The sequence below is a fragment of the Burkholderia theae genome, assembly GCF_048565265.1.
Classification (GTDB): domain Bacteria; phylum Pseudomonadota; class Gammaproteobacteria; order Burkholderiales; family Burkholderiaceae; genus Burkholderia; species Burkholderia theae.
On sequence record NZ_CP183462.1, the window covers coordinates 1,111,488 to 1,123,581 of the forward strand.

8 protein-coding genes are annotated in these 12,094 nt (G+C 67.1%); 5 read left to right on the forward strand and 3 right to left on the reverse strand.

Features of this window, described 5'->3' with window-relative positions; all coding sequences use genetic code 11:
- The first annotated feature begins 68 nt into the window (after positions 1-68).
- Positions 69-1,511 (forward strand): sialidase family protein, encoded by a 1,443-nt coding sequence (locus ACN22W_RS22440; RefSeq protein WP_419689455.1) that lies wholly within the window; start codon positions 69-71, stop codon positions 1,509-1,511.
- Positions 1,512-1,571: 60 nt separating this feature from the next.
- On the opposite strand, the gene adhP is transcribed toward ACN22W_RS22440, so the two are convergent.
- Positions 1,572-2,600 carry an alcohol dehydrogenase AdhP gene (gene adhP / locus ACN22W_RS22445; RefSeq protein ID WP_343494537.1) on the reverse strand — a complete coding sequence of 343 codons (1,029 nt, stop codon included), beginning with the start codon at positions 2,598-2,600 and terminating at the stop codon, positions 1,572-1,574.
- A gap of 61 nt (positions 2,601-2,661) precedes the next feature.
- Between adhP and ACN22W_RS22450 the strand changes: the two genes are divergently transcribed.
- From ACN22W_RS22450 to otsA, 4 genes are all read left to right on the forward strand, one after another.
- On the forward strand, positions 2,662-2,871 hold the full coding sequence (locus tag ACN22W_RS22450; protein ID WP_419689456.1) for a hypothetical protein: 210 nt from the start codon (positions 2,662-2,664) through the stop codon (positions 2,869-2,871).
- Positions 2,872-3,051: 180 nt separating this feature from the next.
- Positions 3,052-5,130 carry a TonB-dependent receptor gene (locus ACN22W_RS22455; RefSeq protein WP_419689457.1) on the forward strand — a complete coding sequence of 693 codons (2,079 nt, stop codon included), beginning with the start codon at positions 3,052-3,054 and terminating at the stop codon, positions 5,128-5,130.
- Positions 5,131-5,598: 468 nt separating this feature from the next.
- Positions 5,599-7,218: a methyl-accepting chemotaxis protein gene (locus tag ACN22W_RS22460; protein ID WP_419689458.1), complete on the forward strand. Its 1,620-nt coding sequence runs from the start codon at positions 5,599-5,601 to the stop codon at positions 7,216-7,218.
- A 657-nt stretch (positions 7,219-7,875) separates the two neighbouring features.
- Positions 7,876-9,282, forward strand: a complete 1,407-nt coding sequence (gene otsA, locus ACN22W_RS22465; protein WP_419689459.1) for an alpha,alpha-trehalose-phosphate synthase (UDP-forming) — start codon at positions 7,876-7,878, stop codon at positions 9,280-9,282.
- 6 nt (positions 9,283-9,288) lie between these two features.
- Here the strand turns inward: otsA and ACN22W_RS22470 are convergent, their stop codons facing one another.
- Both ACN22W_RS22470 and ftsH read right to left on the reverse strand, forming a co-directional pair.
- Positions 9,289-9,756 carry an OsmC family protein gene (locus ACN22W_RS22470; RefSeq protein ID WP_129514951.1) on the reverse strand — a complete coding sequence of 156 codons (468 nt, stop codon included), beginning with the start codon at positions 9,754-9,756 and terminating at the stop codon, positions 9,289-9,291.
- Between the two features lie 83 nt (positions 9,757-9,839).
- Positions 9,840-11,816 carry an ATP-dependent zinc metalloprotease FtsH gene (gene ftsH / locus ACN22W_RS22475; protein ID WP_419689460.1) on the reverse strand — a complete coding sequence of 659 codons (1,977 nt, stop codon included), beginning with the start codon at positions 11,814-11,816 and terminating at the stop codon, positions 9,840-9,842.
- Positions 11,817-12,094: the final 278 nt, after the last annotated feature.

Genomic DNA, 12,094 nt, shown 5'->3' on the forward strand with positions numbered 1-12,094 from the left:
CCGCGGATCGGTTCGCACGGCCTCGTTCCACCGCACCATCGCGGCCGCACGTCAACGAGGAGCAGTCCATGCGACGCACTATCGTGTCCCACCCGCTATTCACCTGCCTGCCCGCCGCGATGGCACTGGCCTGTGCCGCCGCGCATGCCGATCCCGTGCTCGTGTCCGGCCCCAGTCCATACGCCGCCTGCACCATCGGCGGGCCCGGCACCGTCTACGTGAATGCGGAGGTCGAACCGTGGCTCGCGGTCAATCCGGCCAACCCGCAAAACATGATCGGCGTGTGGCAGCAGGACCGCTGGTCGAACGGCGGTGCGCACGGCCATGTCGCGGGCTACACGTTCGACGGCGGCGCCACCTGGGCACGGACGACGCAACCGTTCAGTGCATGCGCGCCGGGCGGGCTGTCGTACGAACGCGCGTCGGACCCGTGGGTATCGATCGGGCCGGACGGCACTGCGTACTCGGTCGCGATCACGTTCAACCAGTCGAACAACAGCAACGCAGTCGCCGGCTCGGTATCGACCGATGGCGGGCAGACGTGGAGCAGTCCCGCGTTGCTGGTCGCGAACAACGAACCGACGACGCAGTTCTTCAACGACAAGGAATCGGTGACGGCGAACCCGGTGAAGGCCGGCACCGCATACGCGGTCTGGGACCGCCTCGAACTGCCGAACGGCAACCCGTATGCGAACCTGCACACGCAGGCGTTCCGTGGGCCGACGCTGTTCTCGAAGACCACCGATGGCGGCAAGACGTGGAGCAAGGCGAAGGTCATCGTCCACGTGCGGTCGCGCCAGCAGACGATCGGCAACCAGATCGTCGTCGATCCGAAGAGCGGCACGCTCTACGATTTCTTCAATCTGATCCAGCCGCCGTTCAGCAAGGCCGCCGGCAAGGTCGCGTTCATCAAGTCGACCGACGACGGCGCGACGTGGACGCAGCCGCAGGTGATTGCGGGATTGCAGACGGTCGGCGTGACGGACCCGAACACCGGCGAACCCGTGCGCACCGGCGACATCATTCCCGAGCCCACGATCGATCCCGCGTCGGGCCAGCTTTACGTCGTGTGGCAGGACAGCCGCTTCAACGGCGGCAAATACGACGAGATCGCGCTATCGACATCCAAGGACGGCGGTACGTCCTGGAGCGCGCCGCTGCAGGTCAACACGCCGACCGGCCGGCCTGCCTTCAATCCGTCGGTGCGTGTCGACAACGCAGGCGCCGTGATGGTCACCCACTACGACTTCCGCGACCTGCTGGCCGGGAACACGACGACGCTGCCGACGGGCTTCTGGCGCAAGATCTCGCTCGACGGCGGCACCACGTTCGTCGCCGAGCGGCGCGTCGCCGGACCGTTCGACATGAAGCTCGCGCCAAACGCGGAAGGCTTCTTCATCGGCGACTATCAGGGCCTCGACGTCGGCCCGTCGTCGTCGTTCCATCCGTTCTTCGTCCAGACCAACGCGGGCAACCTGACGAACCGCACGGACGTGTTCTTCGCGCAGTAACGCGAACCCTGCGGCACGGCCGCCGTCGCGACGCGATCCGCCACGCGGCGGCCGCATGCATCACTGCATGTCGGTCAGCACGATGCGCCCGTCGACCTTGCCTTCGCGCAGCTTCGCGAACACGTCGTTGATGTTGCCGAGCCGGTCGCGATGGATATGCGCACGCACCAGGCCGTCGGCCGCGAAGTCGAGCGATTCCTGCAGGTCGCGCCGCGTACCGACGATCGAGCCGCGCACGGTAATGCCGTTCAGCACCGTCGAGAAAATCGGCAACGGGAAATCACCGGGCGGCAGGCCGTTGAGCGCAACCGTGCCGCCGCGCCGCACCATCCCGAGCGCCTGTGCGAACGCACTGCGCGACACCGCCGTGACGAGTACGCCGTGCGCGCCGCCGATTTCCTTCTGGATCACCTTCGCCGGATCGTCGACCGATGCGTCGATCGTCAGTTGCGCGCCGAGCTGCCGCGCGAGCGCGAGCTTGTCGGGCGAAATGTCGATCGCCGCGACGTGCAGGCCCATCGCACGCGCGTACTGCACCGCCACGTGCCCGAGCCCGCCGATGCCGGAGATCGCGATCCACTGCCCGGGGCGCGTATCGGTCACGCGAATCCCCTTGTAGACGGTCACGCCCGCGCACAGGATCGGCGCGATTTCGTCGAACTCGACCTGCGCAGGCAGATGGCCGACGTAGTCGGGATCGGCCAGCACGTATTCCGCGTAGCTGCCGTTCACCGAATAGCCCGTGTTCTGCTGACCGTGGCACAGCGTTTCCCAGCCCGTGTGGCAGTACTCGCAATGTCCGCAGGCCGTGTAGAGCCACGGCACGCCGACGCGGTCACCCTCGCGCACGTGCGTGACGCCCGCGCCAACGGCCGCGACGATGCCCACGCCTTCATGCCCCGGAATGAACGGCAACGACGGTTTGACGGGCCAGTCGCCGTCGGCCGCGTGCAGGTCGGTATGGCAGACGCCCGATGCCTTGATGTTGACGAGGATCTGGCCGGGGCCCGGCACCGGCACGGGCACTTCCTCGATGCGCAATGGTTCGCCGAATGCGTGCACCACGGCCGCTTTCATGGTTTGCGTCATGCGTCGCTCCTGTCTGGTCATTGAGCGACCCAGTATCCGGTTTCGGAACCGGAGGACGTTGATGCGTATCAACGCGATGCGCGCTGTCCGGCGATCGCGGCTGCATCATCGCAGCGCACGGCGGCACGGCACGATCGGGCGCGCCGCTTCGTTCCACGCCGCGCCGGCGTACGCACGGACCATCGCCGGCCAGCGCGCCTGCCACTTCAGCCGACCTTTCGACGGTCCGACGGAAACCGTACGTACCGCTGCCATTCGTCTTGGAATTTGAAATGATATAACATATCATTTCGTGTGCTCGTCCGCCTAACGCCGTTCCACTGTGGGTGGCCGAGCCTCGCCGAGCCATGTCCCAACGGGTCACTCCGCGTCACAGACGCAACAATATATCGTATCTAGTCGTGACCCGCATCGCTCGTTATCCGATCCGATTCCAACCGATTCACCGACCATGCGCGACCTCCCTCGTCTACCGCTTCGCCCGCTCTCGCCCCTTTCGCTGATGCTGTTCGCCGCCGCCGCGCACGCGCAGGCCGATGCGCCCGCCGCATCGGGCACGCCGTCCGCCGCTCCGCTCGCGCCGATCTTCGTGACCGCGAACCCGCTCGGCGACACCGAACTGATCGCGCCGACCGCCCAGCTTTCCGGCGATGCGCTGACGCGCCGCCAGGCCGATTCGCTCGGCGAAACGCTCAACGGGCTGCCCGGCGTGTCGACCACCACCTACGGGCCGATGGTCGGCCGCCCGATCATCCGCGGGATGGACGGTGACCGGATCCGGCTGCTGCAGAACGGCGTCGCGGCCTACGACGCGTCGTCGCTGTCGTACGACCATGCGGTGCCGCAGGATCCGCTGTCGATCGAGCGCGTCGAGATCGTGCGTGGCCCGGCCGCGCTGCTGTACGGCGGCAACGCGGTGGGCGGCGTCGTCAACACGATCGACAACCGCATTCCGCGCGAAGCGATCCAGGGCGTGACCGGCGCAGTCGACGCGCGCTACGGCGGCGCGAATTCGGTACGTGCGGGCGCCGCGCAAGTCGAAGGCGGCAACGGCCGCTTCGCGTTCCACGTCGACGCGTTCGACCGCGAAACGAGCAAGCTGCGGATTCCCGGCTACGCGCGCAGCAGCCAGCAGCGCGCGATCGACGGCCCCGACACGCCGCAGCCGGTCGGCAGCGTGCCGAACAGCGACGGCCGCGTACACGGCGGCGCGGTGGGCGCGTCGTACACGTGGGCGGACGGTTTCGCGGGCCTGTCGTACAGCGGCTACGAGTCGAACTACGGCTCCGTCGCGGAGAGCGACGTGCGGCTGCGGATGCGCCAGGAACGCCTCGCGCTTGCGTCCGAGGTGCGCAACCTGAACGGGCCGTTCACGAAGCTGAAATTCGATTTCGCGTACACCGACTACCGCCACAAGGAAGTCGACAACGGCCAGACCGCAACCACCTTCCGCAACCGCGGCTACGAGGCGCGCATCGAGGCGCAGCACCGCAAGATCGGCCCGTTCGAAGGCGCGATCGGCGTGCAGTTCGGCCAGAACACGTTCTCCGCGCTCGGCGACGAGATGCTCGTGCCGTCCACGCGCACGAACAGCGTCGCGCTGTTCGGCCTCGAGGAATGGCAGGTCGTCCCGGCGCTGAAGCTGAGCCTCGGTGGCCGCTTCGAGCATGTGAAGGTCGATCCCGATCCGGCCGGTGTCGAGAAATTCGCGGGCGCGCAGCCGCGCGACTTCAATGCGGGCAGCCTGTCGGCCGGCGCGCTGTTCTCGCTGACGCCCGTGTGGTCGGTGGCGGCGAACGTCGCGTACACCGAACGCGCGCCGACTTTCTATGAGCTGTATTCGAACGGCCCGCACGATGCGACCGGCCAGTTCCTGATCGGCAACCCGAACGCATCGAAGGAAAAGGCCGTGTCGACCGACCTGTCGCTGCGCTATGCGAGCGGCCCGAACCGCGGCAGCGTCGGCGTGTTCTACAACCGCTTCTCGAACTACCTGACCGAGTACAACACGGGGCGCGTCGTCAACGACGACGGCGAGCCCGTCGCACCCGGCACCGACGGCTCGCTCAACGAGGCGATCTATCGCGGCGTGCGCGCCGAGTTTTACGGTATCGAGCTGGACGGCAAGTGGCGCGCGTTCTCGCGGCGCGGCCATACGGTCGACCTGGAACTGACGGCCGACTACACGCACGCGCGCAACGTCGACACGGGCCAGCCGTTGCCGCGCATCGCACCGCTGCGCGCGACGCTCGCGGCCGACTACGGCTACGGTCCGTTCGGTGCACGCGCGCAGGTCACGCATGCATGGTCGCAGCACCGCGTGCCGGACAACGACTTCTCGACGGACGGCTACACGTCGCTCGGCGTGATGCTGACCTACAAGTTCCGCGTCGGCCCGACGCACTGGCTCGCGTACCTGCGCGGCGACAACCTGACGAACCAGGAAATCCGCTACTCGACCTCGGTCGTGCGCGGCTTCGCGCCGCAAGGCGGCCGCAGCGCGATGGCCGGATTGCGCACCACGTTCTGACCCTCTCAGGGCCTGCGGCTGGCGCCGCAGGCCCGTGGCACGACAAAGATTCGCCGCCGATTTCCGTTTATCCGCCATTACCCCCGCATGGTGCAGCGCACGCCAATGACGCGTACCGGTTCCCGCCTCCCGATTCATCCGCAAGGAAATTCCGTTATTCACCCATAAATTGAAACAAAATCATCAGACGATTATTAACAAAAAGATGATTTTTGTTTTACCAATAAAACCGGTTTCAAATTCTGCGTATAAACGTTTGAATCACGGGTGATCCGCCGTTTTTTGACAAGAATCAACCCCGCCCCGCCCCACAAGGCTCTCATCGCTAAAAAAACTAATATCAGGGTTTTCGAAGGGTAAAGAATCATCCGGGATACCCGTTAATGCCGGCACGAGCCCGTATCTGGTCGAAGAATAAATTCCATTTGCCAACCACACGCGCAGAGGCACAACGTGAAAATCGCCAGAATGAGCATCAAAACAAAACTCCTGGGCGGCTTCGGCCTGCTCGCCGCGGTCGTCGTGGTCGTGTCGGGCATGGCCCTCAAGGCGCTATCCGATACCAACGCCGAGTTTTCCCGCTACATGAACGGCATCAATGCGCGGGCGACCCTGTCCGCGCAAATCCGCACCGCGGTCGACCGGCGCGCGATCGCCGCGCGCAATCTCGTGCTCGTGACCAAACCGTCCGACATCGAGCTCGAACTGGCCGAAGTGAACCAGGCGCACAAGGACGTGCAGGAACATCTCGCGAAGCTCAAGGACATGATGGCGAGCGCGACCGACACCTCCGATCGCGCGCGCGAGCTGGTGGCCGACATCGTGCGCATCGAAACGAGCTACGGGCCCGTCGCGCTGCGCATCGTCGGGCTCGCGCAGGCCGGCAAGAAGGACGAGGCGACGGCCGACATCGACGACAATTGCCGCCCGCTGCTCGCACAGCTGGTGCGCGCGACCGACGCATACGCGACCTATACGCATGACCGCGAACTCGCGATCGCGCAGGAATTCGCGGATCGCTATGCGATGGAGCGCAACCTGCTGGCCGGCATCTGCCTGATCGCCGTCGTGATCGCCGCGTGCGGCGGCCTGTGGCTCACGCGCAAGATCACCGCGCCGATCGGCTCGGCGGTGGACGTCGCGCGCACGGTGGCGAACGGCGATCTCGGCAGCCGCATCCAGGTGAGCGGCAACGACGAGACGCGCGACCTGCTCGACGCGCTGCGGACCATGAACGAACGGCTGATCGGCATCGTCGGCCGCGTGCGCGATTCGTCGAACAGCATCGCGCATGCGGTGGGCGAAATCGCATCGGGCAATCTCGACCTGAGCCAGCGCACCGAGGAACAAGCCGCATCGCTGCAGGAAACCGCCGCGACGATGGAGGAATTCACGTCGACGGTGCGGCTGAACGCGGAAAACGCGCAACAGGCGAGCACGCTCGCCGCGAATGCGTCCGATGTCGCGCAACGCGGCAGCTCGGTGGTCGGCCGCGTGGTCGACACGATGACGGAGATCGGCCACAGCTCGTCGAAGATCGCCGACATCACCGGCATCATCGAAGGCATCGCATTCCAGACCAACATCCTCGCGCTGAACGCGGCGGTCGAAGCCGCGCGTGCCGGCGAACAGGGCCGCGGCTTCGCGGTCGTCGCGAGCGAGGTGCGCAGTCTCGCGCAGCGCTCGTCGACGGCGGCGAAGGAGATCAAGGAGCTGATCTCCGCGTCGGTGCAGACGATCCAGAACGGCTCGGCGCTCGCGGGCGAAGCCGGCAAGACGATGTCCGACGTCACGCAGGCGGTTGCGCGCGTGACGGACATCATGGGCGAGATCGCGGCCGCGTCGGCCGAGCAGAGCCGCGGCATCGACCAGGTGAACCTGACGATCACGCAGATGGACGAGACAACGCAGCAGAACGCGGCGCTCGTCGAACAGGCCGCGGCCGCATCGAAGTCGCTCGAGGCGCAGGGCCGCGAGCTGTCCGAAACGGTCTCCGCATTCCGGATGCCGTCCGGCGCGCATGTCGCGTCGCCGGGCATGCATGCACAGGCAGCCGACACGCATCACTGGCAACCGGCTGCCGCATGACGGCCGCAGCGAGGAGACGATGATGCGCACGCTGCGCCGGTGGTCCGCCTGCGTCTCGCTTGCGCGCACCGCGCGATGCGCGGCCGCACGCGGCACGCGGTGCGGCTGCGCAGCGTCGGGGGGCCGGCGCGCTTTGCACCCATGCACGACGTCGTGCGTCGCCGATCCGCGTCGCGCGTTCACGGCACGCATGCATGTAGGTCGCGCATCGGCGTAGCCGCATCGAAAACCATCGCCGTCGATCGTCGCGGCATCGTGCGCGTGCGCGTGTCCGCATGCATGTCCGCACGCACACCGAGATCAATCACCGCACGGCATTCGCCTTCCTCCGCTATGCAGGGCGCACGCCACGTTTGCAGCGCCGCACAAGTGTCGACCTCGCCCACGCATCGCGTGCTGCCACACCGACGTCACGCCGACGTCATGCCCATCACGCCGCATGCGCACCCGCGCCGCTCTCGGATGCAGCCTTTTAAAACTGCCGAATGACGAGTATCCTAAAAAGAGCACTCCCCGTTCGGACGGCGAATCGCGTGCCCTGACTCCCGTCCGATTGCATTGCGGCCTCATCGCATCGCGCACAGCGCGGCGATGGCGGCGTCCGCTTCGCGCCGCCGGCCGCACGATCCTTTCCCCCAACAATCGTCAGGAGAGCTGGTGAGCCGACTCGTCGTCGTATCCAATCGCATTGCAGATCCCCGTAAAGCCGCGGCCGGCGGCCTCGCCGTTGCCGTGAAGGACAGCCTGCAGGAAACCGGCGGCGTATGGTTCGGCTGGAGCGGCAGGCTACGCGGCGGCGACGATCAGCCCACGCATGGCGACGAGGTGCAGATCCAGAACGTCGGCGGCATCCAGCTCGCGACGATCGACCTCGACCCGCAGGATTACGACGCGTACTACCTCGGTTATTCGAACAACGTGCTGTGGCCGGTGTTTCACTACCGGCTCGATCTCGCGCAGTTCGACCGCCGCTTCGCCGACGGCTACCGGCGCGTGAACCAGCTGTTCGCGCGCAAGCTGCGCACGCTGCTGCGGCCCGACGACACCATCTGGGTCCACGACTACCAGCTGATTCCGCTCGCCGCCGAACTGCGCGCGATGGGCTGCCCGAATCCGATCGGCTTCTTCCTGCACATCCCGATGCCGCCGCCGCCGATCATGGCCGCGATCCCGGAACACGAATGGCTGATGCGTTCGCTGTTCGCGTACGACCTCGTCGGCTTCCAGACCGAATCGGACCTGCTGCACTTCGAGCATTACGTCGAAGCGGAAGCGGGTGCCGCGCGGCTGCCGGACGGCCGCCTGCGCGCGTTCGGCCGCACGCTGTCGGCCGGTGCATTCCCGATCGGCATCAACGTCGACGAGTTCGAGTCGCTCGCCCGCGATCGCGACGGCATCGACATGTTCGATCGGATGCGCGACGAATATTCGCGCCGCCAGTTGCTCGTCGGCGTCGACCGGCTCGACTACACGAAGGGGCTGCCGCAGCGCGTGCATGCGTTCCGCCAGCTGCTCGAACAGTATCCGGAGAACCGCAATCGCGCGACGCTGATCCAGATCGCCGCGCCGAGCCGCGAGGATCTCGGTGCCTACGACGACCTGCGGCGCGAGATGGACAGCCTGTGCGGCGCGATCAATGGCGACTACGGCGAACTCGAATGGATGCCGATGCGCTACATTCACCGCACCGTTGCACGCAAGCGCTTGCCGGGTCTCTACCGCGCGAGCCGCGTCGCGCTCGTCACGCCGCTGCGCGACGGGATGAACCTCGTCGCGAAGGAGTTCCTCGCCGCGCAGGACGCGGCCGACCCGGGCGTGCTCGTGCTGTCGCGTTTCGCGGGCGCGGCCGAGCAATTGAAGTCGGCGCTGCTCGTCAATCCGTACGACACGCAAGGTACCGCGCAGGCCATCCAGCGCGCACTCGCGATGCCGCTCGAAGAACGCCGCCAGCGTCATTCGGCACTGATGGCGATCGTGCGCAAGACCGACGTGCACTGGTGGCGCACGCGCTTTCTCGAAGCGCTCGCCGAAGCGGCCGAAGTCGCCGCGGCCACCGAGCACTGACCGCACTCACCCGTCCGTCGCCGCGTATTCCATCACCGTGCCGTTCGCGTCGCACAGGTCGACCGCGATCGGGATGCCCGCGCGCATGCTCTCGGTGACGACGCAATACGCATCGAAGCGGTCGAGCACACGCGTCGCCGCCGCGAGATCCGACCACGTTTTCCCGATCGACAGCCGCACGGACATCGCGCCCACGCGCACCCTGCCCGTTTCGTTCCGCACCATGTCGACGTCGATGTGCGCGGCGACCGGCTGCGGATCGACATGATGCTTTTCCAGCGCGAACAACAGGCTTGCCGCGAGACAGCTCGCGACGGCCGCGGCAAGCAACCGGACGGGGTTCGGCCCGTTTCCGGCGCCGAGCGGCGGCGGCTCGTCGATCAACACCGGCGACAGCGTCGTGCCGGCAAACGTGACTTCGAAGCAAAAGCGCGCTTGCTGCGCGACCTTGACCGATACGTGCGGCTCGCTCATGGCGACTCCGTGGCGGAAAAGAGGGAATTGAATCGCGGCGCGGCGCCGTATCGGCGCGCGCCGGTCTCAGGTCGGTAGCGCGTTCAGCGCTCGGGCTCGCGCGGCGGCCCGTACGCGACGAAATCACGCTCGACCGCGGAAGCCTGCTCCGGCGCGATCGCGTCGCCGCGCGGGCTGGTTTCGTCATCGGGTGCCGCTGCCGCGGCAGACGACGTTTCGATGCGCCCGTCGATCAGCGCCTGCAGCGCGTCGCGTTCGAGCACCTCGCATTGCAACAGCCGTCGCGCGATGCGTTCAAGCGCATCGCGGCGTTCGCCGAGCGTCGCCGCGACACGCGTATGCGCATCGGCCAGCAGCGTGCGCACCTCGTCGTCGATCATCCGCGCGGTATGCTCGCTGCAGCGTCCGTCGGCCGCACGCCATGCGCCGGGGATGCCCTGGTGCGCATCGCCGTCGTCGAACGTCGCCAGCCCGATCTTCTCGCTCATCCCGTACTGCATGACCATGTGACGCGCCATCGCGGTCGCGCGTTCGAGATCGTTCTGCGCGCCCGTCGACACGTCGCCGAACACGAGTTCTTCCGCGACCCGCCCGCCGAGCAGCGCATCGATCCGGTCGAGCAGCTCGCTCCTGCGCAGCACGTAGCGATCCTCGGTCGGCACCTGCTGCGTATAACCGAGCGCGGCGACGCCGCGCGGAATGATCGACACTTTCTTCACAGGATCGCAATGCGCGCGACTTTCCGCGACGAGCGCATGGCCGGCCTCGTGATACGCGATGGTCAGCTTCTCCTGTGCATTCATCACGCGGCTCTTGCGCTCGAGGCCCGTCAGCGCGCGGTCGATCGCCTCGTCGAAGTCGGCCATGCCGATCGCCGGCTTGCCGAGTTCGGCCGCATGCAGCGCGGCCTCGTTGACGACGTTCGCGAGATCGGCACCGACGAAGCCCGGCGTGCGCGACGCGAGTTCGCCGAGGTCCACGTCGGGCGCGAGCTTCACGCGCTTCACGTGCACGCCGAGGATCTGCCGGCGGCCGTTCACGTCGGGCCGGTCGATCGCGATATGACGATCGAAGCGGCCCGGCCGCAGCAACGCGGGATCGAGGATCTCCGGCCGGTTCGTCGCAGCCATGATGATCACGCCGGAGCCGGCCTGGAAGCCGTCCATCTCGACGAGCAACTGGTTGAGCGTCTGCTCGCGCTCGTCGTTGCCCGACATCGGGCCGACGCCGCGCACCTTGCCGAGCGCATCGAGCTCGTCGACGAACACGATGCACGGCGCTTTCTGCTGCGCCTGCTCGAACAGGTCGCGCACCCGCGCCGCGCCCACGCCGACGAACATCTCGACGAACGCCGAGCCGCTGATCGAGAAGAACGGCACGGCCGCCTCGCCGGCCACCGCGCGCGCGAGCAGCGTCTTGCCGGTGCCCGGCGCGCCGACGACGAGCACGCCCTTCGGAATCTTGCCGCCGAGCCGCTGGTAGCGATCGGGGTTGCGCAGGAATGCGACCAACTGCTGCAGCTCGGCCTTCGCCTCGTCGATGCCCGCGATATCGTCGAACGTAATGCCGGTTTCCTGCTGCACGTACACGCGCGCCCGGCTCTTGCCCATCCCGGTGAAATCCTGAAGCCCGCCGCGTCTGCGCAGCATCATGTTCCATATGAACACGAACAGCACGAGCGGCAGCAGCCACGAAGCCAACGACGCGATCCAGCCCGTGTCGGGCGTGCCGTGATAGCGAATGCCGGCGGCGGTCAGCGTGTCGGTGAGATGCTCGTCGGTCACGCGGTTGGTCGTGAAGCGCCACGGCGTACCGGCCTGCTGCACGACCGCGGCCTCGGACGCCGGCAGCAGCGTCGCGGCCTGCGGCATCTTCAGCGTGCCGGTGATTTGCGTGGGGCCGACCTCGAGATCGTCGACGAGCCGCGAGGCAACGAGCCGGTGGAAATCGCTGTAGGCGATCGACGCCGACGTCTGGTGCAGCATCAGCAACTGCGCGGCGAACAGCACGAAGAAGCCCGCCGCGATCAGCAATCCCGGGTAGTCGAATTTCCTGTCCATGGCATCGGGCCAGCCATCCACGCTGCGCGGCACACGCTCACGCAGGCACGCACGCGCAGTCGGCGCGCGGCATCGGCCGCCATGCGAAAGCGCCATTCATCCGCACCATCGTCGCCTCGCTTGATCGCCTCGTTTCGTCGCATCGATGACGCCGCGGCGACGCCGTCGGCCGGCGCCGCCGGGCGATCCTCGCCCGGGCGGCGCGCCGCGACGTGCCGCCCCTGAATCCAGTCTAGTTCGCGCACGCGCGTCGCGCATCGCCCGCCGTGCGAACCGAA